This is a genomic window from Aliirhizobium wenxiniae (genome assembly GCF_014201355.1).
Lineage (GTDB): Bacteria > Pseudomonadota > Alphaproteobacteria > Rhizobiales > Rhizobiaceae > Neorhizobium > Neorhizobium wenxiniae.
In genome coordinates, this window is sequence record NZ_JACHEG010000010.1 from 147,552 (window position 1) to 170,615 (window position 23,064).

Sequence of the window (23,064 nt, forward strand, 5' to 3'; positions counted from 1 at the left end):
GATTTGGAATATATTCTAAGAGTCAGGCGGACGTGATCACTGAATCCGGCATCATGTTCAAGGAGAGATAGAATGGCATCTGCTGTACAGACATTGCCGGACGCAATGGTCTCACCAAAAACAGGCGAGGTTCTGCGTCGCGACGTTCGCCCGTTCATCGTCAGCTACAAAGGACGGAGCAAAACGGTCGACTTGCCCGGTTATTATCGAGCCAAAGAGGATGACGGGGTCCATGTTGGTGACGACATGAATGTGACCGACATTGCCTTGCGCGCACTCAAGGAAGACGTGGAAGGCATTCCCGCGCCAACGGCGATCAAGTGCGTCAGCCACTGGCCGAACCTGTCGCTGCGCAAGGCCGGCGGCATCCTGAAAGTCGGCGAGGACGCTTTCGACAAATACACGCGCGGCTTAGTCGAACCAAGCGGCCCGACCAGCCAGTTGCTGGGGGTTCTGGACCGCCATTCCAAACTCGTCGATGAACTGTGCCAGCAGGCGAGTTAAATTGGCACGACATAGGCGGTGTCCAGGCAAAGCCTCCCACGACGCTTCAGCAGTTGGCACGACCGAAAGAGGCATCGACGCGACACGATGCCACTGAATTTCTGCGAAAACGCTGATTAAAACTCTCGCCACTCCGGATTGGACGCCGCTCCCTTCCGGATTGGACGGGACGATTTCCAAATAAGAAGCGCTCTGACGAACCAAGAAAAAAGGGCCGACGGAAAACCGCGGCCCATAAAGTGTGGAGATCTTGAACCTCCAGAGGGGAACAGCTGTTGCGGCGGAACTGGGAGGTGACCGCCATGTGCATCAGCTGTGAGCGTTATGATCAATTTCTCAGCATAACGCACCTAAATTTTGCGCATTCCAGCTATGCAGCATTGTCCGCACCGTCACCGGTAACGTCGGAAGCAAGCTGTTTTTCGATCTCTCGCAAAGACGTTCTCTTTTCGGCCAGTTCATCCGCAAATGCGAATTCTCCACCCTGCCTCGACGTGTAGGATGCAAGCCTGCGCCGATAGTCGTCGAGCCGGCTGAGATAATGCCCACGTTCCTCTTCGAACCCGTCGAGCGCATGTTCGAGCCGGGAGATCGCGCCAAGCGGCGTGACGGTTACGGGAACGTCGATCTCATAGTCTGCGCCTGTGCGCTGCAGAACCGTCTGATAATGGTAGTTGTCGCTACGCCCGAATTTCTCGCCCTCGTAGACGAGATCAAAGCCGCCGATTGAGGCGAGGAGAACCTCACCCTGGCTCTGAAGTTGGACGAGGGTCAGGATTTCCTTCATCAGCACCCGGCCCGCGTCCTTGCGTTCGGTCAACGTCTTGCCTTTCACAAGCATGGAAAACGCGTCGCCGCCCGTTGGATGACGTCGCGCGATGTCCTGGCCGATTTCCTCGATCCGCCGGCTCGCCGTGGCGATCTCACGTTCCGCGTCGGAAACCTGACGGCGCACAGCAAAGAGATCGTCGTCATGGGCGGCGCGCAGTCGCTCAAGCCGGGCGATATCAGCTTCAAGGCCCGCCTTTTGCATCAAACGCTCGTCGCCGGAGGCGATCGCCTTCGCCATGGCGAACTGGTTAGCCTGTCCCTCGTTCAGATCGTCCAGCCTACGGATCGAGGTATCGCCGGACAATGCTGCTGCAATGAAGCGCGCCTTGCGCTCGTTATTCTGCCACATGGTCGCGTCGAGCGAGCCTTGTGTGGCATAAGCATAAATATCGACCTCATCGTGCTGATTGCCTTGACGAACGATCCGGCCTTCCCGCTGCTCTATCTGCGAGGGCAGCCACGGCACGTCGAGGTGGTGCAAGGCTTTCAGCCGAAGCTGCGCATTCACTCCGGTTCCCATGGTTTCGGAGCTGCCGATCAAAAAGCGGACCTTGCCGGCGCGGACATCACCGAACAGGCGCTGCTTCGCCTCGGTCTTTTTGAAGTCCTGCATGAAAGCGATTTCCGATCCTGGCACGCCGAGCCGGATAAGCTCATCGCGGATCCAGCGGTAAGCAGAAAATCCCCTGCTCTTCTCGACATTGATCGTGCCGAGATCGGAGAAGATCATCTGCGCTGCGCCGTCCAGCTCATAGGGCTTGCCGTCCGGTCGACGATAACTGTTTTGCGCAGTCTCCTGCCATATGCGGTGGGCATTGCAGATCAGGAGATTGAGCTTGTTCTGGGCCTCGTCGTCCATTGCCGGCATGACCAGGCGCAGGTCGATCGCGGCGTGGCGGCCATCGGTGATCACCGACAACAGAATGTCGTCGCCAGGCTGAGCCGGCCCCTCGCGCATCTCGATCGCCTTGATCCGGCCTTCCAGCATTTGCTGGTAAGCCTTGAAGGCGAGCGTCGGCGCTGCGGTCACGATCTGGCGTTTTCCAGTTGCGATCTCCGGGACCTTTACATATTGGCGCAGGTCCTCCGGCATCACCACATCGGCAAAAGCGCGGAACATGGCGATCAGCTCGGGCACGTTGACGAAGGAAGCGAAGCGCGACACCGGCTTGTATTTGCCCGACGGCTGAAGTTCGAGCTCGGTTTTCTCGTCGCCAAAATTGCTCGCCCAGGCATCGAATTCGTGCAGGCCGCGCTCATGCAATGCCTCGAAGCCGAGCAGTCGCTGGATCGAGAACATCTCCCCAAGGGTATTGGTGATCGGTGTGCCGGAGGCCAGCACGAGTGCCCTGCCAGGGTTTTTCGTTTCGATATACCGGCTCTTTACATAGAGATCCCAGGCTTTCTGCGATCCATTCGGGTCGATCCCCTTCAGCGTGCTCATATTGGTCGCAAAAGACAGCTTGCGGAATTCCTGCGCCTCATCGACGACGATTTGATCGACGCCTATTTCCGAGATAGTCAGAAGATCGTCCTTGCGCGTGGCGAGCGCCTTCAACCGCTCCTGAAGCCCCTCTTTCAAGCGTTCGAGACGTTTGCGCGAAACATGATCTTCGTCAGCAACTTTTGCGAGTATATCTTCGTAGAGCTGGAGTTCATCCTGGATCATCTGTTGCTCGAAGGCAGATGGCACGCCAATGAACTTGAAGGCTGAATGGGTGATGACGATCGCGTCCCAGACCGCAGTTGCGGCCCGCGACAGGAACCGGGCTCGCTTGTCCTTGGTGAAGTTCGTCTCATCGGCTACGAGAATATTGGCCGAGGGGTAGAGAGCAAGAAACTCCCGCGCCGCCTGCGCGAGGCAATGTCCGGGAACGACCAGCATAGCCTTGGCGATCAGGCCGAGACGCTTCTGCTCCATGATCGCTGCCGCCATGGTCATCGTCTTGCCGGCGCCAACGGCATGGGCAAGATAGGTAGACCCGGACGAGATGATCCTCCAGATGCCACGCTTCTGATGGCCATAGAGCGAGAACGCGCTGCAGGCGCCGGGGAGTTGGAGATGCGCGCCATCGAACCTGCGGGGCGCGATGTTGTTGAAACGATCGTTATAGACCCGCGCCAGCCGATCGGTCCGATCAGGTTCCGACCATACCCAGGTCTGGAATGTCTCCTTGATCTTCTGAAGTTTGTCGCGAGCAGCTTCGGTGTCAACGACATTCAGCACCCGACGCTCTCCATCGGCGTCCTTGAATGTATCGAAGATCTGTGGGACCCGACTGTTGAGGGCGTCGGCCAGAAGTTCGCCGGCATGACGGCGGCTGGTGCCCCATTCCGATGTGCCGGCCGCACTATACCCGAGCTGTCGCGCCTCTACCGTCCAAGAGCCGAGTTCCGGCATGTGATGGATTCGGATCTCCGTGTCCATGGTCTCGCGCACAAAATCAATGACATCGGGTGCCGGGATCCATGGTGCGCCAAGCCGGGCGGTGATGTCAGATGGGCGCAGATCGGCGGGCTGTACTACCTCTAATGCCGCGACATTGCGCTGAAACGCCGGGTCGAGCTCGGCTGCAGACTGCGCAGTGGTAAGCTTGGTGCGAACCGGGCCGGACAGGTACGCGTCGGAAGTCTGCCACGATCCATCCGCAGGATCACAGAAGATCGCATCACCAAGGTCTGAAACCACTGCATCGCGATTGCGATGCATAAGCTCGGCAATGTGATCGATATCGACGCGACCTCGCTCATTCAGCACCACGGCTAGAGCATCCATGGCCGAGGTGATGACGGGTGCGGCCGGCGGTGAAATCACCCGCTCGGAAAAGATCGGGCCCGGTCGGGCGGTGTCGGTTTCGAGGTCATAGTCCTCGATCGAGGCGACCAGCCAGCAGTCCGGATCGTCACGGAACGGTGTAAGGTTCGGCTGGCGATGGGTCTCTTTGACTTCGCCGGTCCCGGCATCTTCCAGAATGGAGACGACAGTGTGGTTGATTGGCCCGAAATCGCGCACGAAACTCGACCAGGCGATACGCAATCGCACCTGAGGATCGCGCCACGGCTGATCGGTTTCCTGCGCCTTCAGAACCTCGCGAACGGCATCGCGGATCGGGAGCAGCTTGCTGATGATCCGCAGATGTTTCTCAGAGATTCCATCGCCTGCGCGGCCCTTACGGACGGTCACCGGTACGGCCGATCCGCCGAGCATCTGCATCAGGCCCTTCGACCGGTCGAGGAGGAAGCTGCCCTCGCGGACAGCGCGATCCTCCTGCTGAAGGTCGACGATCTCGCCGAGCTCGTCCTCCAGATCGAGATCAATGGGCGTCGGCTCCCCGTCATAGAGATCGATGGGCAGCAGATCGATGGCAGCGGCAAGAGCGGCTTCGAGATCCGAGCCCGCGAGCGGCTGGCATGTGTAGGTCTCGCCGAACGGCCCGGAGGTGAGGGCATGGGTGCCGAGCACGAAATCGGGATGGCGCACGAACCAGCGATTCACGCGGATCGCCCCCTCGTCGCCGGTTGCGGTCTGAACCTCACCGACATCGAGCCAGGTCTGATCACCCTCCGCCTCACCAACCTTGCGCTTGCGGAAGAAGAGGACGTCGACGACGACATCCGTGCCGGCATCGCGACGAAAGCTGCCCTCGGGCAGCCGGATTGCCGCAACCAAGTCCGCTGATTTGGCGATATGTTCGCGTGCCGTCGTGTCGCTCTTGTCCATCGTGCCGTGTGAGGTGACGAAGGCGGCGAGCCCACCGGGCTTCAGGAGATCGATCGACCGGGCGATGAAGTAATCGTGTAGGCGAAGGCCGAGTGGACGATAGGCACGGTCCGAGCGGACAGTGCGATCGGAGAAAGGCGGGTTGCCGATAGCGAGATCATAGATGGGCGCAAGCTCGGTGCGGGCAAGATCACCCGTGATGATCCGAGCCTTCGGCTGCAGGATCCCGACAATACGGGCGGTGACCGGATCAGTTTCGATGCCGGTGACATAGGACTTATCGCGGTAAACCTCCGGCATCAAGGCTGGGAAAAGCCCCGTGCCGATGCCTGGTTCCAGCACCCGTCCACCCCGCCAGCCGAGACGCTGAAGGCCGGCCCAGATCGCCCGAATGATGAATTCGGGTGTGAAGTGGGCATATTGGGTGCAGCGGGACAGGCTCGAATAATCGCGACCCGAGACGGCGGTCTCCAGCGAAGCGCCGAGATCGTCCCAGCCCTCGCGAAACTCCGCCTCGCCCGGACGGCGGAACATGCCATTGGCAAGCTCGCCTGCACCAAAGCCGGTGAACCGGACCAGGCGCTTCTGCTGCTCCCGTGTTGCCGGGATGTCGAGCTTTTCGAGTTCGTTTGCAGACAGAATTGCCGCAACATTGATTTTAGCGCGCTCTTTCCACGATGGAGCCAAATCGCGGGCCTCACCAACTTCGAAATAGAAGTTTGCTCGTTGGCCCTCTCTCCTCGTGCGCGCGGCGGGACGGAGTGCCGCTGCGGGCGCTGTTGGTGTCGGGTCTGGATCGTCGTCCTGCGGGCCAGTCTCAAAATCGCCGGCGAAAGCGGTCACACCAAGGGCGATCCCGGAGGATAGCGAGGTGTTTCCGAACATATCGAACGTGAAGGGATCGTCATGTGCCATTGCGGAATTCTCCTACGGTTGGACATGCGCCGGCATCCGCAACGAGGTCACGGCAAAACAGGCGCTAAACTGTGAGGCGGGTGACCGTAGCGGTCGGTGTCAGAGGCGGATGAGGTCGATCGTCATGGCCCGGTCATCCCTGCTGAAGCGCATATGCGTTGCGTCGGGCGCGGCGCTCATCAAACGTTCGAGTTCGACGGCGTCGAGGAAATCCACGCCGTCGTCGCCACCGAAGGTGCGGCGCTTGATCTCAAACCAGTCGTCGCTCCGGGTTGGGTCGCATTCCCGCGCGTAGACAACGAGCGGACGTACCCCGGCAAGTCTGCCATTCGAGCAGAGATAGACACCGTGGTCGCCGACCAGCCATAGCCCTGGCTTACGGTTGTCGATCTCGGAAAGCCCGCCATGCGGGTCGCGAAACCCGCCATTGGCGTTAGCGTCAGCAATGCCTCGAGCAATGACATTGCGCACAGCCTCAATGGAAAAAGTCAGCATCGTCCCGCCCCTCACGCTGCAATCGCATCGGGAAGATGGCGAAGCTGGACCGGGACTTTGGCTTTGATCTCATCGGTCGTCAGACCAGCAAGCAGCTTCAGGATGGTCCCGCGACCAGGGCTCCATAGCGTGACGGTGCGTTGGCCTCTATCCGTTTCAGGCCAGCGATCGCCCGCATATCCGCGATAATCGTCCGCGGTGCTGGACCAGATATGCTCCAGACGTTCGTCACGGGTCATCGTACGGACTGCTTCACGCTCGACGATGGCGGCACGCATGCGATCAAGAGAGCCTTGATCGGACAGATCGCAATAGGCATGGAAGTATCGCATCGTTCCGTCAATCCAGAGCTTGAAAAAGACGCTGGTGATCGAGCCGGTGAGATATTCGCGCAAAGCAAACAGATCGCCACGCATGAACAGTGGCGGCAGGATCTCGAACATATAGTCATGCGAAGGCTGGTTGATTTCAAACCATTCACCGCGATAAAGAGCGCAATCGTCACCCGCCCATTGGTTGGGGCGCTGAATGTGGCGGTCGAACATGCGGAACATTTGCCGGCGATTGGCGATGCACTGATAGATCTTGCGGATGGAAGTTTCGCTCATGTCGGGCTCCTTTGGGCTCGTCCGGGCCTGAAACGCAGCCGATCCTCGCGGTCGCCATCTTCTCTTCAGCCCTTCTGGACCCCTCCCGTCAGGCCGCCTCACCGTTCCAGCGGGTCAAGGGCCGGCAAAGCCGGGCGGAGCTTCACCCTTGACGCGCACGGCGGGCATGCGGCAGAACTCCTCCGCGCCCCTCCCCTTCCCTCTCCATTCTTCTTTCCCTTTTCTCTTTTTCCCGGGCGCGCAGCGCGTCATTCCAGTCTTCCTCCGGCGGGTTCAGGCGCAGCCAGTCGCAGCCGGCCACGTCTGCGATATCGCGCAACCGGCTGGCGAATGTCTCGCCCTGGCTATTGGCATCCGTCGCAGCGATGAGCCGGACACCCGGACGAGCTGCAAGCCTTCGTATCGCCGTGTCGGTGGTCGGCGACCAGCCGCCCCCGGTGCTGAGATAGAGACTGCCCTCGCGAAAGCCCTCGAAAGCTGCGAGGCTCATGGCATCGATCGCAGCTTCGGTCACGCAGAGCCGCAACGCATCCTCGGCACCAAATCGGAAAAGCACCTTCGAACCGCCTGTGGCAAATCCACGCCAGAGCGGACCGCGTTCTTCCCAGCCTGACACGGCTCCTTGGTCGTTGAAATGTGCCGCCCATATGCTGCCATAAGGCCCCTCTCGAAGCAGATCGGCTCGCACTGCGGCGCGAATGATACTGTCGGGAAGGCTGCGTTCGGAGCGAAGATAATGCCACGCCGCCGAACCTTGCCACAGCTGGCGTCGCTCGGCCCAGCGGGTTTTAACGGAGGCGGCTCGAAGGCTGCTTTGCGCAACCCGGGGAAAGTTGGCCCTTGCCCGGCCTGGTCGGGCCATCACAAACCCGATCAACCCCACCACGCGCTCGACGGCGTCACTGAAGGACAGGCCATCCAAGTGTTCCGCAAGACGAAATACATCGCCCTTGGCGTCGGAGAGGGGATCGAACCAGCCCCTCCCTTCGTGGATGACGATGAAATATCCGCGCCGCGCCGATATTTCATCGCCCGCCGCGTACTCTCCCTTAGATCGATTGCGAAATCAGCCTGTTCGAGCACAACAGTGCATGGGACACGGTCCCGTAGGTCTTCCAGTTCCTGTCTCTCCATTCTTTTCCCGGGCCAGAGTCCCGCCTCTCCTTAATCTTCCTTTTCCTCACATTGCGTGGGGCCTCTCTGCTTGCCGCGAAGAGCAAAGGAGGCAAGGGCGCGGATGGCGGGTCTCAGGTCGGGCAACATGTTCCAGCGGACAATACCAGCCGCGGCGAAGCCTCCCTTGCCACCTGCTGCTCGCAAGCGGTACCAAGGGTAATTTCATCGGTAAACATTCACGCAATATCAATGTGTTACAGTGATGACCGCGGTCAACCGGCTGCCCGTGCTAGGTTTGCATTCATGAAAGTGGGGCCATGATCGACGATCTTCTCGATTAGTTTCGAAAAATGACACGATCATGCCATTCAGTACGTTTCCGGGTCCAAATATGTCATTTAAGTAGGAGGAAAACAGATCGACCCTATGCAACACCTCAAAAACCAAAAAAATCCGGCATCCCGTTGGATATAAGTTCGGGCTGCACCCACTCTGACGGCTAGAGGCTCACCCTCCCAATACGATCGCATTGGCTTATCGGCAAACTTAGCGATCCCCACAAGACGAAGCAGAGAAAGATGCTCTCTTCAGCCGCGCGCGGAATTGATAGTGCCGGGCATGTGCGTGGATAGACGATTTCTCTATCTCCCTTGACCAATACCCTATCAGCTGTAATGGCCGGCTATAAGGAAGGCGCCCGCGCAAAAAATATCTGTTTCGATTGCGATCTGATTGACGGACCGCTCCTCGGTCTATCAATCGCTGAGCAGGCCTCAGCGTCCCGCTCGTCTCCGGACTATTTACAGATCTTGCAGCGTGGTTGTGCAATCACGGCGCTAAACCGATGACTTGAGGTGGGCGGATCCCCCAACATGCCGTACCCCGTCCCCACCCTGACGAGCCACAGCCCACCATGCACGTTGCTCACCAAGAAAAACCAAGCGCGTTGCGAGCCGTTTGAACAATCATCACAAACCACCTCGCGGTGTAGAATTTCCATCCGGGCATCTTCGCGTCTACAGTCTCGGCAACGCTCTTGCCAATTCTCCCTCACGGAGACCTAGACATTCGTACACAAGCGATTGACGAGATGTGGCCGTTTCGGAATTTCGAAAAGGAATAATTATCAATCAGTTAGGTTGATGACCGCGGTCAACTTCCTCGTAGGGCTTCTGAAACGAACAATGCAGAGTAGATCGCACTAACGCTGGCTAGACCTAACCGTTCGCACAAATTTCAACTATCGGCCGGCGTCCAATCATGCTGCGCAAAACCGCCATTTGAGAGACGATGGGTAACTCGGTCCGTTTTGGAGAAAAAAATCCCGCCGTCTTCCTCATCGCGTTGCTTGGTTTCCGTTCCACACCAATTCACTTTCGCTCGTGCAGGTTTGCCGGTGGTCGCTTTTCTTGCCTCATCAGTGTAAGTATCATGGTTCAGGCTGGCCGCCTCATCATCGACGGCATGCTTTGCCGCGATCTGTGTGGATCGCAGTCGGCCCGACGCTCGCCGGGATCACGACGGACAGCATCCGCTAAAGCGTCAACAGAACCACGGTCCGCACCGACGTTCCCGCCGCTCGGGGGCGGGTTACCAACCAAGCGTCAAAGACGGACCGATGCCCCTGGACGACGAGTCCCCTTCCACGCGGCACCCCGCGAGGAGTTTATAGCAAAGCGTATTGTATACCCCGATCGGCCTTCCCCGAGCGCGCGGCCGATGCCCTTCCTGCAGGCAAGGTCTACGACGTAGACGCGGTCTGCGACGTTCCTACTAAACAAAAGGTCGAAGCTGTCATTCCGTTCCGCCCAACCGCCGCGTGAAGATCGGACATGAACAGATCCTCAATAGCCAGCCCAACCGCGTCCTCGGCATGGTCCATCTCGCCTCTGCCGGGTACTGGCTCAAATTTGACTACACTGCCTAGCCGCCTCAACATAGTCATCGCCTTACCCGGCTTTAAGGTACGTCTGATTATTCGCCTTTAAGGCAGCCATCACCATAGGCCCAATTGAAAACTCGGCTCGCTCTGCGCGTCTTGTCAGGTCGCGAAGGTAGGCTCCCGCTGAATTGATCATGTTGGCGCGCTCGAGAATACATCCCATCACCACCGCGGCATTTTCAGGCCCAATAACCTCGCAGGCATCCTGGTAAGCAGAGGCACTTACACCGAGCATCGATCTGATCACCACCGCGGCTGACATGAGTTCGCGCCAACTGCTAACCGTGCCGCCCGGTGCATAGTCCGATACTTGCGGGCAGGCCTTTAGCACGAGGGAAAGCGGGAACGACTTCAGCGGCTCCCTCGACGTTTCAGATACCCTCAGCTTTGCGCCCTGCTCCTTTTCAGAGCTAGGTTCAAATTCAATAATGGAGTCTGTTTCTGAATTCTGTATGTGGCGCTCAAATTGAGCATCATTGGTGCTATGATTTACAGAATTATCTCTGCTTTCGAGACAGTTAAGGATTTCATCTTTCAGCATTTCCATCTCATCGAGGATATCAGTCAATTCTGCAGTCGTAGGCGTTCTGGGCAGTCGTCCGACAAGGTTGATATAGGTATCTTCGATGAGTTTCCAATCGCCGTCAGCTCCTTCTTCCATCGCCGCCGTGATGAGTTTACGAGTGTCGCGCCGGCAAATTGTCAGCTTTTCTTTCGCTCTGCGGTGGGCGGCGCGTGCTGCGATGACATCCTGGGCAAGCATAGCAAGTTCTTCAGAGCGGAGGAGGAGAGGGGACAGATCGAAGCCAAAGGCTTGATCAACATCTCCCGCCGCACTCTTTCTGGAAAAGCGCTTACCGTTGGCGCTATCGCGACGGACGATAAGCCCCGCTTCAACAAGGGCAGCCAAGTGGCGTCTCAATGTCGATCCCGGCATCGAGTGCGCGCGCAGCGACAATTGCATGTTCGATGGGAAAACAATCAACTGCGCATCTCCGCGCAATTCATTTTCAGGGTAAAAGCTCAGTAGGGCATCGAGAACAGCGAGGCTGTTCGATTGGATTCCCAGCGCTTCCATTGCTGCGGATGCGTCTCTAAAAACTTTCCACTTGTCTGCGATTTTGCCGGACTCGATTAGCTTGGCCGCTTGCTGCCGCCTCACAAGAGCGAGCGTCATCGGTCGCCGCCCAAAAGGCGTCGTCACACTTTCCGTTTGCATCGTCTTTCACCTTTGAGCAGGCAAAAGAAATTCGTTCGCCAAAATGGCGCCTAGACTCTTGACGATGATTCTCGGAAATGCGATTCTATCTTTGCTTAAGAGATAGGGGCTTCCGAGGCGGCGACGTTTTGGGGCCTCTTTTCTTTTGCGGTTTACGCTTCCTTCTTAAGTTGACTGTTTGCGCGACGCTCTTCGAAGAGCGCAACTGCGTCGTTTAACAAGAATGCAGCGAAATCAGCTGCTTCCGTTCGATCGATCGTTATTTCAAGTTTGGTTTTGCTCTGCTTTACGTGAGCAAGGCGCTCCCCAGACTGTGCAGATAGCACCTCTGGCAGTCGCACGGTGCGACGCGGTTTCAGCGTGGCAACAATAGCTTTAAAACGATCTTGCGACGGCATTCGCTGCATGTCCTCGCCGCGAACGATCTCAATGGCATCCTGGCCGGAGGACTTCTGAACGAGTTCCGCCAACTCCTGCCAACTACGTCGACCTACGCCCGGAGCCGGTCCAATGGCGTCAATCAAATCCACGGGAATTTGGTCGATAAGGGCAAACATGCGAGAAATCTCCGCCTTGTCCAGTGACATGGCAGAGATGATGACTTCGCGCGGGAAACGTTTCTTGAGGTGGTGCGCAAAACGAGACTTCTCTATGTACGAAAGGTCCTCTCGCTCATTGTTTTCCTGACCCTGAGCAATGACGAGCTCTTCGTCGGTGAGGCTCCGCACGATTGCTTTGACGTGCTGGCCAAGCTCTTGAATCGCACGCAAGCGGCGGTGACCAAAAGCAACTTGATAACGGCCTGCTTCTCTCGGGTGAGGGCGCACTAGGATCGGCACTTGCTGACCCTGGTCTCGGATTGATGCGAGGAGTCCTGCGATGTCGCCCGGCATGCGGTCGCGCACAAAGGATGGTTCCACCACAGCCGGGTCGAGCTCTATGACCGCCTGACCTTCAGACAGGCGCCGCTCGATCTCATCGGCACGTGCTTGACGAGCCTTCTCCTCTCGCATTGAGTTGGCAACTTGGCCCACCAACTTGTTATCTGAGACTGCTGCTTTGGTCGGCATGTCGGCGTCGACCTGGATAAGGTTTAAAAGGTTTTTTCTGCTCATGTCGGTCTACCCCAAGCTTTCTTGATGAGTGTCTCGATCTCGTCATTCACGCTATTCATGGCCTCCAGGGCCCGGTCGTAGGTGCTGCGGGTGAATTGGCCACGCTCGACTTCATAGAGTGTTTGATTGGTTAAGCCCGCGTCGGACACTGCTGTCGATTTCAACATCGGGAAATTCAACACGTGTGCCCCAAAAATTGACCGAAGATATCCCACCATCTGGTTCTGAGGCCCGTCCGACGGCTCAAACCTTGTGACAAGGTACCGTAGCCAGGCGAAATCGACATTCCCGCCGGCTGCGGCGACTTCGCGCAGCAGGTCCGCGACCATCGCCAAGAATTGGTTCATCGACATAACATCCAGCATCTGAGGATGTACCGTGACGAGAACTGATGTTGCTGCGGTGAGGGCAGACAGGGTCAGGTAACCGAGTTGTGGGGGACAATCGATAACTACGACGTCATAGTCCGCGCTAACTTCATCGATCGTATCGCTGACGCGCTGGAAGAACATGACGTCACCGGTTTTACGGGTCATGAGCGCACGCGGAGTATCGTGCTCGAATTCCATGAGTTCAAGGTTGCCGGGGACAAGGTCCAGGCCAGGGATGTTGGTCTTGCGGACAAGCTCCGTGAGCGGCCGACGTTGCTCGTCGTATCGGATCGCGCCGTACATTGTCTCGTTGTCTTTAACATCAAGTTCCGGCTGATGGCCGTAGAGTGCTGATAGACTCGCCTGCGGATCGAGGTCCACCGCCAAAACTCTATAGCCGCGCAGCGCGAGATATTGCGCAAGGTGCGCAGATGTCGTCGTCTTGCCGGAGCCGCCTTTGAAATTCATGACGGAGATAACCTGAAGCTCCTCACCATCCCTTCGATGAGGCAGGTACCGACGATCCGCTCGTCCTACTTTATCGAGATGCCGCCGAATCTTATCGATATCCTCGACTGAGTATGATCGGCGCCCTCCCGGGGTCGTGCTAACTTCAAGTCCATCGATATCGTTGGATACCTGACGGAGATAGACTTCCTTCACGCCGACAAGCTTTGCGGCTTCCGATGGCTGAAAATGCCTTATCCCCTTCTGGGCAGTCGGAGGAAACGTGCTAACGTGGTGCGCCTGAAGTTGGATAGCAAGGGCCGAAGAATGCCTGTCGATAAGGCTCACCAACGTGTCGCGTGGTTGTGTCGTAGCTTCAGCCTTCGTTTTCATATTTAGCCCAAAAATCGGTAACAGCGCTTTGTTGCGGTGAAATCCACTATCGTCCGCTGTTGCAATAAGACGCGATTCTACGTGCTCGGCAAGCTATTTAGGGTTAACAAGATCTTAAATTCGGCGGCACACCATCTTATGCAACGCAAAATTCCCCAGAAAACCAACGTGTTTCAGCTCATTTCGTGCTTCAATGGTCGTTAACGGGCCCTCAAAAAAAGAGTCGATAAGTCGGCTAAGCGTCTCCTAATCCCCGTCCGCTGGCGAATCAGAGTAACGAATTTGACTGTCACGCCGCTTAACGGCAGGCGATCTCGAGGAGGGGATGAAAACGACGGCAGGATCTTCACGGGAAGTCGAAGCCTCCCGATGGACTAGGAGTCTAAGTCGCGACCATTCCCGATGAGTGTTGACCCGAAACCTCGTTTTGACGGCGGCACGACCAATGGGCCGAGGTCGGAAGTGCCTGCCTCGCGACGTCAGGTTATGAGAATGATGCGTATCGGTCAGGAAGATATGAAATTGGCCCGTACGATATCGCACAGAGCGAAGGCGACTGTCCATCATCAAGAAAGAACAGTCGCCAGTTCGAAAGCGTACGGGGGTAATGAATTCCGTACTCGTCTTTAGAGCGATCCCACAGATGTGGAGGTGAACGAGCTACTCCTAAGAAGCTTAAACCTCCACCTGGGGGAGGTAGCGCTTAAGCGACAGACGCAACTGCAAGAGACCGTGTGGAGGAGAGTGGTGGAGGTTACTGCTACTGCCCTACAAAAAACAGAAGTAACCTCCACTCGAAGTGCCCGACGTGCGGCGGCGTGGCGGGCACAATGAATATATGCTTATGCCCTGAAGAGTAGCGCAATCGTTATCAAGATAGGTCGCTGGGGTGGGGGTGTGGAAAACTGAAACGGCAGCGATCCGTTCACTCGATAGCCTCGGATCGCTGCCTTTCCTCGTGCCAAATCAGGCAGGCCACATAACTCCAACACGGCTGGAACAACAATAGCCAAGAGTAGCAAAAGGCGGTCTGCGACCAAGCACCCCAATGCAACTGCAAAGCTAAAATCTCGCTGTCGTGTGCTGGATGACTTGAGATCGGTAAACGATTCCGGTCCGGCTGCAGGCTGCAGCAACGGCGGGCCTCGACACCGCTCAGCTTTTTACGCATCAGAAACGTCTCCGATACTCGACGCCGGCCCTGCATGCCTCTAATACCGGGGCGAGATGTGGATGATGGCAGCTTTCGTAGAAGGCGCGTATCTCGACCAGCATGTGCTTCGGCATGGCGACGAAAACTGCCAACCATTGCAGCGTCCCTGGCTGACGTTGGCGATCGATGTCGCCAGCCCCATGGTGGCCGGCTTTAACCTGAGCCTTGACGCCCGTCGTCGACTTCCGTGGCTTTGGCAATGCGACACATAGTTTGCTGAAGGCCTCGTGGCTCGCTGAGCGAAACGTGGTCGGCGATTGGCCGTCCATGGTTTGCGCGCCGCCATTCATCTCGTCAATGCTCGGGAGTTTCGGGGAAAAGCGCTGGCGTGGGTCTCGCGATTTCCGACGCTTTTGTGCAAAAGAAATGCGTGAGAAGAAGTTCAATTGCAAGCGTGGTTTATGGCCTTAGTGCTGCCTCCCCAAGCTCGAAATGCAAATACGAATAAGTATCGGGGCTATTGGCTGCGTGAAACTCGCTCTGATGGCCATCTTCGGCGGAAGTGTGAAAATAGGGAGCTCGGATGAGGGGAGGGGCTAAGAAGCGCTTTCGGAGCAAAAATATTCCCGACAGACTTAATAGTATTTCTTCGCCTCCGAGAGAGGTGAGGCGGGGGTGCATTTGCCGGCAAGCCGGTCGATATATTCGTCGGATCTTCCCTTCATTGCGCTAGGTGCCTTTTAGCGGGGGAGGGTGGTCGAAACCAGAACGTTTTCTTACCGATATACGCCGGTTGCTTTCGCGATCACGGATGATGTACACGAATCCGGCAAAGTCGCCGATAACGGCCACGGTCAACGGCTCACCGCGAAAGGTCCTTGGAATACGCTTGTCCTCTGAAACGCATATTTATCGGCTCGTACTAGTCCCTGAGCGTGTGTGTACGCTAATGTACGTTCGGGGGATATTCACTGTATAACCTGCGCATGTTCTGCGTTTTCGTAAGATTTTGGACTATCGCGATCCGATAACTTAGTCGTGATACTTGGCGCGACACTCGATTCTCTGGTGGAACATCTGGTTAATATTTCCGTTAACTAAAGTATGTTTGGAGGAGAAACAATGTCGTCCCACATTGACACAGCAAGCATCGATCAAAAGGCGCTGAAAGAGGTCATCAAAGTTGCTGATTTCGTGAACCGATATCGGCTGACTAGCGATGAGCAACTTAGGCTGACCGAACTCTTTGGCACGTTCGCGACCAAGCAGGAGCTACTGATGAATGCTCGTCGTGGTCCAGTGTGTCGTTACTGAACAAGGTGATATCTAGCGGCTTCATCATCACCTTCAATTTGCGAGGACCGCGAAAACCAGCAAGCCACAAATTGACAACATCGCGTGCCAGTTCGTCCAAGTGCGGATCAGGCGCGACAATGCCGCGATCCAAACGAATGTCTTAGAGCACGGCTTTGAGTGTTGTGAGATCGGCTGGGTCCAGCGCTTCGAATGCCGTGAAATACATGCTTTGCCCCAATTCCTCCATAGCGTAACAAAGACAGAGGGGGAGCGAAAAGATGCGAGAAGTTGCAATAGCTTATATGCGATCGACTTTATCCAAGTTGACTCGGTCGCGTATTGAGAACAAAACAGGAACATAATCCTATTGTGGAGGCCGTTATGTCCGCTGTTCAACGCATCGAAAAAGTCGATATCGATAAGGCGCTAAAGGTTTTGGACGCGTTCGGTGGAAACGCGCTGGCGGCTCTTCGGTCAGTCATCGCCGACGCGGAATTCCTATACGACCAGCTTGAAACAGCCAGCTTTTACCTTAGCGGCTGGATCGCGCGTGGCTGGAAGCCGTCGTTCGAGCGTGATGGTTGATGCAATCGATCGACGCCCTGTTGGAGCAGTTGCGGGTGCTCGACACGCCGATCAGCAGGTTCGACATTGGCATGCCACTGCTCGGGGCAGGGCACAGCCAAGACCAAATCTTGAATGCGTTGTTCTACCTCGAAGCCAAAAAGCAGATCGAATTACCGCCGGGAAATCGGCTCAGGCTATTTAGTTGTTAGTCACTCATATTTCTTGACAAGGCGCAATCTGCGCCCAAATATTCAGCATCTGCCTAAAATTAAGAGCAAAGCGGCAGGTCAAGGAGTGTGTCATGGCGATCGATATTCTTGCGAGCGCACCATTTCGTGCGCCTGTACTTGTGCGTATTGGACACGGGTCATCCGAAGCGGTTGAGAGTGCATCCGATGCTATTCATTACCTTCAGCATAGGTGGCCTCATGAACGTGGCGATCACTATCGCCGCGCGGTGAAGGTCTGCAAAGAAGCGGCGCAAGGGTCCGTGCCAACCGAAGTCGCGAGAGAAGCATTCATCTCAGCTGCGATAGAGGCGTATGTGCTCGCATAGTTTCCGGGGAGTGCTCTCTGCCGCGCGGATTTGAGAGAGGTGCGCGGCAGAGAGACACCGAGCAGTCATTGGGTAGAATGACCGTCTCTAAGGCGAACTGAGATTTTCATTCAGAGTTCCGAGCGCCAAGCTGAATACTTGGCTGATACCCCTGTCGCCGATGTAGAGGTCAGCGACAGGGAGCACCACAGCCCAACCACGGCAATGGAGCGGGCTATCTCAAAAAGGTAAACCCCTGTCGGAGGGGGACAACGACAGGGGCTTATGGGGTTATCGGAAGGTTGCAATCAAATCCGATGCGGACATAACAGCACGTGCTTGATTTAGTTCCGCTTGCTCCCGCCATAAAGGCTCTTCTTCGTGATACCGGCTGCCGTCAGCCGGTATTTCGAGACGGCAGAGAATTCGCCATCCGCTTCGACCAGGCCTTCGTTCTTCGCTTGGATCGCAGTCTTCAAACCGACGCCATCAGGCAAGTTTTTGAACGCGCGTGGTCCGAGAGACATGATGAGGATGCGTAATCGACTGTATGCCATGCTAAATCGCTATGTCTTTTGTGTTCCGATTACCGCAACCCCCACCGGGTTTAGCCGGTGAGGGGAGCAGTACAGAGGACAGCCGACGTCCATGCGAAAGGCGTCAGCTGTTTTGAGGAACCACGACTTTTTGCGATTTGTTCCGGGAAAAATTGACAAAAAGAAAATTCCGCTACGGTTACGGGTCAGAAGAGCGCTACGGGGTCTAGTTTGAGCGCTCGGCGAGGGGAAACCAAAGCGATAGCCGAAGAACGAAGCTTTCGTTGATCGGGTCCCAATCTTCCGGTTTATCGTCAGCTTTCTCCACAAATGTCGTCGGCGACATGGGCAATCAGCTCTTGGCGGGATACAAAATTACGCTGGCACTACGATGAAAATGACGATCATTGTCACTGCTCTTGCCGCGCCAGCATTGCTGCTCTGACTTCCGAAGATTGCGAACCACCATTTGGGTCCTTGGTTTCCCTGAGCCAGTGTTCCTCCTATCAAGTCAGGCCATAGACGACAAAGCCGATGAACAGGGCCGCAACGAAGATGGCACCTGCTGCAATTAGTCCGACACTTCCACCACCAAACTTCGGTTTTCCGGGCCGCCGTGACGCTTCGACCCTGTTACGTAGAAATTTCTTATCGTCCAAAGGACCCTCCTGATGCTTCGCTATTTGGTTGTCGCTTGGCGTGTCGCGCAATGACGGCCTTCCTCACGCTCTTGCGGTGGAGTTTTGTCCACGTCGACAAACTCGCGGTACCGGCTGGCACCTGCGGCTCCGCCTGCCTCGTTGCCCGCGCCCTGCCGATCGATACCTCGCGCCTCAAATTCAGTCCGAGAGCTTGTCTGTGCACTTGGATTTGGGCGGGATAGGTCCTTTTCTGACATCAATGTTCTCCTTTGCGATGCGAAACGAACAAAGGTCGGGTTGGATAGTTCCCCTCAGCAGCTTGAACTCGGCGGGTTGGCTAAGAGCCGCCGTTTTGCCCCGTCGCGCTGAGAGCATTCCTACATCTGCGCAGCTTAGAAGCTTAGGGAACTGGAAAGAGGAACGGCGGTTTCCTTGTAACCCGCTCGGCAGATGATAACCGTACCCCCTGGACAGGATTGAAGATGGACGAAGAACAAAATTCTATCGCGACAACTCTTGGCGTGGCTGCCGACTTCGATGCAGCGCAGGAGGTGTCTAGGCGCATAGGCTTCCTGAGCGGCTGTCTGCGCAATACATCCGGCCGAACTTTCGTTTTAGGCATAAGCGGCGGTGTCGATTCTCTTGTTGCAGGTCTGCTTGCCCAAGCCGCATCGAAAGGACTTCGCGATGACGGCTACCAGGCACGGTTCATAGCGGTCCGCTTACCGTACGGAGTTCAAGCCGACGAGGCGGACGCCCAAAGATCTCTGGCCTTAATCAAACCGGATCGTGTCGTCACCATTGATATCAAGCCAGCTGCTGACGCGACGCTTTCCGCGGTCGATGGCGCGGATCTTTTTGGTGCCGATCGAAAGGACTTCCATTTCGGGAACATCAAAGCCCGTCAACGCATGATTGCACAATATGCTTTGGCAGGTGCAACGGGGGGATTGGTGATCGGGACCGATCAAGCGGCCGAAGCGCTGATGGGATTTTTTACTAAATTCGGGGATGGTGCAGCTGACGTCCTGCCGCTCGCAGGTCTCACCAAACGGCGGGTGAGGGCTATCGCAGAACATATGGGCGCCCCACGGGAACTGGTGTTCAAGGTGCCAACCGCGGATCTCGAATCTGATAAGCCACTTCGTCCAGATGAAGAGGTTTACGGCGTCACTTACGACGAGATCGACGATTTCCTTGAAGGAAGGCCAGTTGGAGAGCACGCGCGCCAGGTGATCTTGAGAACCTATTATGCCAGCGCGCACAAACGCTCCCTTCCAGTCGCGCCAAACAGGTAATCTTACAAAATCGGGTGCTGATACCGTGGGGCTAGGATTTTTTGCGCCAATTCGGGAGCGTTAGGGTCGCGATGGAACTAGCGACGGTCTCCTCGGTTCGTGCCGAGGGAGGTGAGCCATGGACGATAGTAACTGGATCCACCTGTGCATCGACATGCAAAGGATGTTCGCTGAAGAGACACCGTGGCACGTGCCGTGGATGCGTAATGTCTCGCCGCAAGTGCTGGAGGTGGCCCAGCGAAATCCGCACCGGACGATCTTTACGCGTTTTGTCTCGCCGAGGCGCGCCGAGGACATGCCCGGAACTTGGCGACACCATTACGAGAAATGGGATTCTATGACTCTCGAGGTTCTCGGACCGGCAATGGTCGATCTTGTTCCTGCGCTGAAGGCCTTGGTTCCGCCGGCGAGAATCTTCGACAAGATGACCTATTCTCCCTGGACAACAGGAGAGCTTCATCGGGTACTGGCGGGGGAGGGGTGTAGCACGCTCGCGATCTCAGGCGGTGAGACGGACGTGTGTGTTTTGGCGGCTGCCATCGGCGCGTTAGACCTTGGCTACCAGGTTATTCTGCTCAAAGATGCGGTCTGCAGTGGGGCTGATGAGACACATGATGCCTCACTCGAATTGTTGGGTGACCGGTTTTCAGTGCAACTGGAAATCTTGTCTACGGAGGAGTTTCTCGGTCGGGTGCCATCACGGGCATGACACTATGGGCAGGGCTCTCGCGACCGGCGGGTGGGAGTACTGGAACGCCGCATTTGACGGACCTCGCCTAGCGGCAGCGCATTGAGGCAAGTGTATCCTAGAACTGTGTGTTAGCCCCCTCTGATTAGCAACGGGGGCATTTACGAATGTCGTTTAAGCAGGCCAATCATGACAATCATAGCGACCGCTGCATGGGCTATTTCCCAACCCGCGGCTAACCGATTTAGCGAGCAGGGTAGCAGCCTGACGCGATATGCGTCCGTATTCAATGGGGTGGAGATCAATTCGACTTTTCACCGCCGGCATCGACCATCGACGTTCGCGCGCTGGGCTGACTCCGTGCCAGACAGCTTTCGGTTTTCAGTCAAACTACCGAAGGAGATTACCCATGTTCGAGCAATGCGCGAGATCGCGGAGCCTTTTGAAGGGTTTCTCCAGGACATCGTATCTCTCGGAGAAAAACGCGGGCCTTTGCTTTGCCAGTTGCCACCGTCACTCGCGTTCAATGCAGAGCATATTGAGACCGCCTTCAAGGCTATGCGGTCTGCGGACACAGGACAGATCGTCATCGAGGTCAGGCACAAAAGCTGGAAGTCGGACGAAGCTGCGTATCTCTTGAGAGCCTACAGAATCGACCCAGTCTTAGCCGATCCGTCCGTGGTGTGGACACTAGAAGATTTTGCCGTACCTCCACGCTATGTGCGCCTTCATGGAAGGCCTAAAATCTACTACTCGAGCTACACGAGCGACGAATTGCGGGCATTTTCGGAGCTTCTTACACCTGGGGCGTGGTGTGTCTTCGACAACACCGCCTCCGGAGCAGCAGGAGAAAATGCTTTAGAGATGCTCGACTTACATCAAGCGCCGGGGCGTTTGCCTCATGAGGCTCCATCAGTAAAGCCGAGCTAATCCCATCGACAAAGCACCGGTACGCGGTAATCCGGCTTGCATTACTTGGCTACAAATTCGTTATCGCTGCATTGAGTACGGTACGATTGGCGGCGTCATATGCCAGCGCCGATCAACTGAAGGACGGCGGGCACCGCATTACCTACAATCAACGTCATGACATGCGGCGATGCGGTGGAACAATACACGCGCAACGCGTGTTCGACCTCCAAACAAGTGGAGGATCTGTTGTGTCAAATTCTGGACGAGGTCGTAAACAAGACCGCGCACGAGTTGCCGATAGCCAGAATCATGAGGTTCGATATGAGGCTCACCAAGAAGGCGTCTCCAAGGACTTAGTGAAAGACACTATCAAAGAGATCGGGAACAGCCGCGAGAAGCGAGAACGAACTCGATCGAATGATTTGAGCGGAGAAATCTGATGGATGCCTATTCGACCGATTTCATTTCACTAGCGTCAAGCCGCATGGTCCGCCAGGCGGTACGGCAGCAGCCCGCCTACCGGCCACCTCGAAACGAAGGGATGTTTTCCCAACTTCTTGATCGCCTTTTTCAGGCGGAACACGATGAGGCCCGAAAGAAAACGCGCTCGTACCGTCCCAGTCTGCACGACGAGTAGAGCCCAGAGGTCTGGACAAAGAAGCACGTCGCTTAACTTTGAGAGGAAGGTCCTATGCGCGATGAAAACACCGCAGTCTCTGCCCACAATCAAGGGACGAGCACTACCGAAAATCGTTTCGGCTCGTCCGTGGAAAGCCAGGCTCAAGTAGAAGATGCGGCCACCGTCGCCACCGGCACTGATGCCGGTGAAATGCTCACCGTCTATCGACTTGAAGCAATCGCGGCTCCTGACGATTTTCGTTGGGACAATGCCCCATCCCACGGGACCGTTGTCGTCGCAGCCCGGACAGCCGGTGACGCGCGGATCGTCGCAGCGGGAGCTGAGCTGGACTTTCAGGAAATCGACGCTCTCCCTGCCGAAGATGTCTCGACCCGACACGCGAGCGCATTCAGAGACGAGAAGCTCTACACGGTGATCGAGATTGAACATGGTCGATCGGATCTCAAGCGAGGAGTACTTGATGGTGACATTTCAGTAGATACAATAAAACCTACCCAAGTTTAGGCTCGTGCGCGACAGCTCTTACGGACTAGGGTTGCGCATTGACCCAGCGGCGGACCCATCGCCGATCGTGGATCGCGGTCATAGTGGGTGTGTCATCCGGGGCAGGTGCTGGCCCAACCATTCTTGCAGCGAATGTCGACTCCAAATCTCCCGCACAAGCTGGGTCAATAGATACGGTCTGTCTGCATCGATAGAATGCATGAGCATCATTGCGCGAAGAAGGCCGTCGCGAAAGGGATCGGCCCTTTGCGGGCTATTTGAAATCGGCGGAAGACCGTGGGCGTTCGCGTCAAAACGCACCAAAGCCTCCAGCAAAATCAGTGGCGACGGCTGTCGAAATGCTTCCGAGCTTCGGCGGCTGCCGCCTCAAAAGCTGCGCGCGCTTCCTCGACCGTTCTGTGACCTGCCAGCGCACCCCGGCAAGCGCTACGTGCCTTCACGAAGTGAAGATCTTGCCGCGTGGGCCAGTTCTCGCTTAGGTGAGCCAGGGCTTCGAATGGCCCACTGATTTGATAAGATCCGTTTCCCGCGGTGGGAAGTTCGACTGGTTCGTCCCAGCGTGAATTTGGCCCTGACATTGATTTTACTCCCTGTAAATCTGCGGCCCACTAACGGTC

Annotated in this window: 23 protein-coding genes; 12 read left to right on the forward strand and 11 right to left on the reverse strand. The window is 56.5% G+C overall.

The annotated features are described in order from the left end of the window. Positions 1–72 precede the first annotated feature (72 nt). Entirely contained in the window at positions 73–504 is a 432-nt protein-coding gene (locus HNQ72_RS26930) for a type II toxin-antitoxin system MqsA family antitoxin (RefSeq protein ID WP_183997124.1), read from the forward strand. Between the two features lie 370 nt (positions 505–874). Here HNQ72_RS26930 and HNQ72_RS26935 read toward each other — a convergent pair whose 3' ends face one another. From HNQ72_RS26935 to HNQ72_RS26970, 8 genes are all read right to left on the reverse strand, one after another. Next, a complete protein-coding gene (locus HNQ72_RS26935; protein ID WP_183997126.1) occupies positions 875–5,971 on the reverse strand; it encodes a DEAD/DEAH box helicase family protein in 5,097 nt (1,698 codons plus the stop codon). Between the two features lie 99 nt (positions 5,972–6,070). Beyond that, positions 6,071–6,466: a DUF3085 domain-containing protein gene (locus tag HNQ72_RS26940; RefSeq protein WP_183997128.1), complete on the reverse strand. Its 396-nt coding sequence runs from the start codon at positions 6,464–6,466 to the stop codon at positions 6,071–6,073. Between the two features lie 11 nt (positions 6,467–6,477). Further along, complete coding sequence (locus HNQ72_RS26945; protein ID WP_183997130.1) at positions 6,478–7,074, reverse strand: DUF1419 domain-containing protein; 597 nt, start codon at positions 7,072–7,074, stop codon at positions 6,478–6,480. 142 nt (positions 7,075–7,216) lie between these two features. Further along, positions 7,217–7,936 (reverse strand): DUF3991 and toprim domain-containing protein, encoded by a 720-nt coding sequence (locus tag HNQ72_RS26950; protein ID WP_308422367.1) that lies wholly within the window; start codon positions 7,934–7,936, stop codon positions 7,217–7,219. A gap of 2,203 nt (positions 7,937–10,139) precedes the next feature. After that, positions 10,140–11,351, reverse strand: a complete 1,212-nt coding sequence (gene repC / locus HNQ72_RS26955; protein ID WP_183997132.1) for a plasmid replication protein RepC — start codon at positions 11,349–11,351, stop codon at positions 10,140–10,142. Positions 11,352–11,503: 152 nt separating this feature from the next. Next, a complete protein-coding gene (repB, locus tag HNQ72_RS26960; protein ID WP_183997134.1) occupies positions 11,504–12,466 on the reverse strand; it encodes a plasmid partitioning protein RepB in 963 nt (320 codons plus the stop codon). Next, positions 12,463–13,677, reverse strand: coding sequence for a plasmid partitioning protein RepA (gene repA, locus HNQ72_RS26965; RefSeq protein WP_183997136.1), 1,215 nt, complete (start codon positions 13,675–13,677; stop codon positions 12,463–12,465). The genes repB and repA overlap by 4 nt, the downstream gene beginning before the upstream one ends. Positions 13,678–14,602: 925 nt before the next feature. Continuing rightward, a complete protein-coding gene (locus HNQ72_RS26970) occupies positions 14,603–14,848 on the reverse strand; it encodes a hypothetical protein (protein WP_183997138.1) in 246 nt (81 codons plus the stop codon). Positions 14,849–14,913: 65 nt separating this feature from the next. On the opposite strand from HNQ72_RS26970, the gene HNQ72_RS26975 reads away from it, so the two are divergent. The 5 genes from HNQ72_RS26975 to HNQ72_RS26995 all read left to right on the forward strand — a co-directional run bounded on the left by HNQ72_RS26975 (position 14,914) and on the right by HNQ72_RS26995 (position 17,249). Then, a complete protein-coding gene (locus HNQ72_RS26975) occupies positions 14,914–15,102 on the forward strand; it encodes a hypothetical protein (RefSeq protein WP_183997140.1) in 189 nt (62 codons plus the stop codon). Between the two features lie 850 nt (positions 15,103–15,952). Continuing rightward, positions 15,953–16,144 carry a hypothetical protein gene (locus tag HNQ72_RS26980; RefSeq protein ID WP_183997142.1) on the forward strand — a complete coding sequence of 64 codons (192 nt, stop codon included), beginning with the start codon at positions 15,953–15,955 and terminating at the stop codon, positions 16,142–16,144. Between the two features lie 363 nt (positions 16,145–16,507). After that, the gene (locus tag HNQ72_RS26985) at positions 16,508–16,711 is read left to right on the forward strand and encodes a hypothetical protein (protein WP_183997144.1); all 204 of its coding nucleotides are present in this window, start codon (positions 16,508–16,510) and stop codon (positions 16,709–16,711) included. Beyond that, complete coding sequence (locus HNQ72_RS26990; protein ID WP_183997146.1) at positions 16,711–16,902, forward strand: hypothetical protein; 192 nt, start codon at positions 16,711–16,713, stop codon at positions 16,900–16,902. Before HNQ72_RS26985 ends, HNQ72_RS26990 begins: the two co-directional genes overlap by 1 nt. A 92-nt stretch (positions 16,903–16,994) precedes the next feature. Next, positions 16,995–17,249: a DUF982 domain-containing protein gene (locus HNQ72_RS26995; RefSeq protein ID WP_183997148.1), complete on the forward strand. Its 255-nt coding sequence runs from the start codon at positions 16,995–16,997 to the stop codon at positions 17,247–17,249. A 323-nt stretch (positions 17,250–17,572) separates the two neighbouring features. Here the strand turns inward: HNQ72_RS26995 and HNQ72_RS27000 are convergent, their stop codons facing one another. Both HNQ72_RS27000 and HNQ72_RS27005 read right to left on the reverse strand, forming a co-directional pair. Then, positions 17,573–17,785 carry a hypothetical protein gene (locus tag HNQ72_RS27000; protein ID WP_183997150.1) on the reverse strand — a complete coding sequence of 71 codons (213 nt, stop codon included), beginning with the start codon at positions 17,783–17,785 and terminating at the stop codon, positions 17,573–17,575. A 485-nt stretch (positions 17,786–18,270) separates the two neighbouring features. Then, the gene (locus HNQ72_RS27005; RefSeq protein ID WP_183997152.1) at positions 18,271–18,423 is read right to left on the reverse strand and encodes a hypothetical protein; all 153 of its coding nucleotides are present in this window, start codon (positions 18,421–18,423) and stop codon (positions 18,271–18,273) included. Positions 18,424–18,887: 464 nt separating this feature from the next. On the opposite strand from HNQ72_RS27005, the gene nadE reads away from it, so the two are divergent. From nadE to HNQ72_RS27035, 6 genes are all read left to right on the forward strand, one after another. Continuing rightward, the gene (nadE, locus tag HNQ72_RS27010) at positions 18,888–19,703 is read left to right on the forward strand and encodes an ammonia-dependent NAD(+) synthetase (protein ID WP_183997154.1); all 816 of its coding nucleotides are present in this window, start codon (positions 18,888–18,890) and stop codon (positions 19,701–19,703) included. A gap of 118 nt (positions 19,704–19,821) precedes the next feature. Next, positions 19,822–20,412 carry a cysteine hydrolase family protein gene (locus tag HNQ72_RS27015; RefSeq protein WP_183997156.1) on the forward strand — a complete coding sequence of 197 codons (591 nt, stop codon included), beginning with the start codon at positions 19,822–19,824 and terminating at the stop codon, positions 20,410–20,412. Between the two features lie 168 nt (positions 20,413–20,580). Continuing rightward, positions 20,581–21,321, forward strand: coding sequence for a DUF72 domain-containing protein (locus HNQ72_RS27020; protein ID WP_183997158.1), 741 nt, complete (start codon positions 20,581–20,583; stop codon positions 21,319–21,321). 230 nt (positions 21,322–21,551) lie between these two features. Next, positions 21,552–21,743 (forward strand): DUF3606 domain-containing protein, encoded by a 192-nt coding sequence (locus HNQ72_RS27025; RefSeq protein ID WP_244654584.1) that lies wholly within the window; start codon positions 21,552–21,554, stop codon positions 21,741–21,743. Beyond that, positions 21,743–21,940 carry a hypothetical protein gene (locus HNQ72_RS27030; RefSeq protein WP_183997160.1) on the forward strand — a complete coding sequence of 66 codons (198 nt, stop codon included), beginning with the start codon at positions 21,743–21,745 and terminating at the stop codon, positions 21,938–21,940. Before HNQ72_RS27025 ends, HNQ72_RS27030 begins: the two co-directional genes overlap by 1 nt. 54 nt (positions 21,941–21,994) lie before the next feature. Further along, positions 21,995–22,447 (forward strand): hypothetical protein, encoded by a 453-nt coding sequence (locus tag HNQ72_RS27035; RefSeq protein ID WP_183997162.1) that lies wholly within the window; start codon positions 21,995–21,997, stop codon positions 22,445–22,447. Positions 22,448–22,764: 317 nt separating this feature from the next. On the opposite strand, the gene HNQ72_RS27040 is transcribed toward HNQ72_RS27035, so the two are convergent. Beyond that, positions 22,765–23,025 carry a DUF982 domain-containing protein gene (locus HNQ72_RS27040; protein ID WP_183997164.1) on the reverse strand — a complete coding sequence of 87 codons (261 nt, stop codon included), beginning with the start codon at positions 23,023–23,025 and terminating at the stop codon, positions 22,765–22,767. Positions 23,026–23,064 lie beyond the last annotated feature (39 nt).

Bases quoted from the DNA above. Each gene is read 5' to 3' on its own strand.
- nadE (WP_183997154.1), top strand. From the start codon at position 18,888: ATGGACGAAGAACAAAATTCTATCGCGACAACTCTTGGCGTGGCTGCC.
- repC (WP_183997132.1), bottom strand. From the start codon at position 11,351: ATGCAAACGGAAAGTGTGACGACGCCTTTTGGGCGGCGACCGATGACG.
- HNQ72_RS27000 (WP_183997150.1), bottom strand. From the start codon at position 17,785: ATGGCATACAGTCGATTACGCATCCTCATCATGTCTCTCGGACCACGC.
- HNQ72_RS26930 (WP_183997124.1), top strand. From the start codon at position 73: ATGGCATCTGCTGTACAGACATTGCCGGACGCAATGGTCTCACCAAAA.
- HNQ72_RS27040 (WP_183997164.1), bottom strand. From the start codon at position 23,025: ATGTCAGGGCCAAATTCACGCTGGGACGAACCAGTCGAACTTCCCACC.
- HNQ72_RS27030 (WP_183997160.1), top strand. From the start codon at position 21,743: ATGGATGCCTATTCGACCGATTTCATTTCACTAGCGTCAAGCCGCATG.
- HNQ72_RS27015 (WP_183997156.1), top strand. From the start codon at position 19,822: ATGGACGATAGTAACTGGATCCACCTGTGCATCGACATGCAAAGGATG.
- HNQ72_RS26935 (WP_183997126.1), bottom strand. From the start codon at position 5,971: ATGGCACATGACGATCCCTTCACGTTCGATATGTTCGGAAACACCTCG.
- HNQ72_RS27035 (WP_183997162.1), top strand. From the start codon at position 21,995: ATGCGCGATGAAAACACCGCAGTCTCTGCCCACAATCAAGGGACGAGC.
- repB (WP_183997134.1), bottom strand. From the start codon at position 12,466: ATGAGCAGAAAAAACCTTTTAAACCTTATCCAGGTCGACGCCGACATG.
- HNQ72_RS26990 (WP_183997146.1), top strand. From the start codon at position 16,711: ATGCAATCGATCGACGCCCTGTTGGAGCAGTTGCGGGTGCTCGACACG.
- HNQ72_RS26980 (WP_183997142.1), top strand. From the start codon at position 15,953: ATGTCGTCCCACATTGACACAGCAAGCATCGATCAAAAGGCGCTGAAA.
- HNQ72_RS26995 (WP_183997148.1), top strand. From the start codon at position 16,995: ATGGCGATCGATATTCTTGCGAGCGCACCATTTCGTGCGCCTGTACTT.
- HNQ72_RS26970 (WP_183997138.1), bottom strand. From the start codon at position 14,848: ATGCGTAAAAAGCTGAGCGGTGTCGAGGCCCGCCGTTGCTGCAGCCTG.
- HNQ72_RS26950 (WP_308422367.1), bottom strand. From the start codon at position 7,936: ATGGCCCGACCAGGCCGGGCAAGGGCCAACTTTCCCCGGGTTGCGCAA.
- HNQ72_RS26945 (WP_183997130.1), bottom strand. From the start codon at position 7,074: ATGAGCGAAACTTCCATCCGCAAGATCTATCAGTGCATCGCCAATCGC.
- HNQ72_RS26940 (WP_183997128.1), bottom strand. From the start codon at position 6,466: ATGCTGACTTTTTCCATTGAGGCTGTGCGCAATGTCATTGCTCGAGGC.
- HNQ72_RS26975 (WP_183997140.1), top strand. From the start codon at position 14,914: ATGGCAGCTTTCGTAGAAGGCGCGTATCTCGACCAGCATGTGCTTCGG.
- HNQ72_RS26985 (WP_183997144.1), top strand. From the start codon at position 16,508: ATGTCCGCTGTTCAACGCATCGAAAAAGTCGATATCGATAAGGCGCTA.
- HNQ72_RS27020 (WP_183997158.1), top strand. From the start codon at position 20,581: ATGACAATCATAGCGACCGCTGCATGGGCTATTTCCCAACCCGCGGCT.
- repA (WP_183997136.1), bottom strand. From the start codon at position 13,677: ATGAAAACGAAGGCTGAAGCTACGACACAACCACGCGACACGTTGGTG.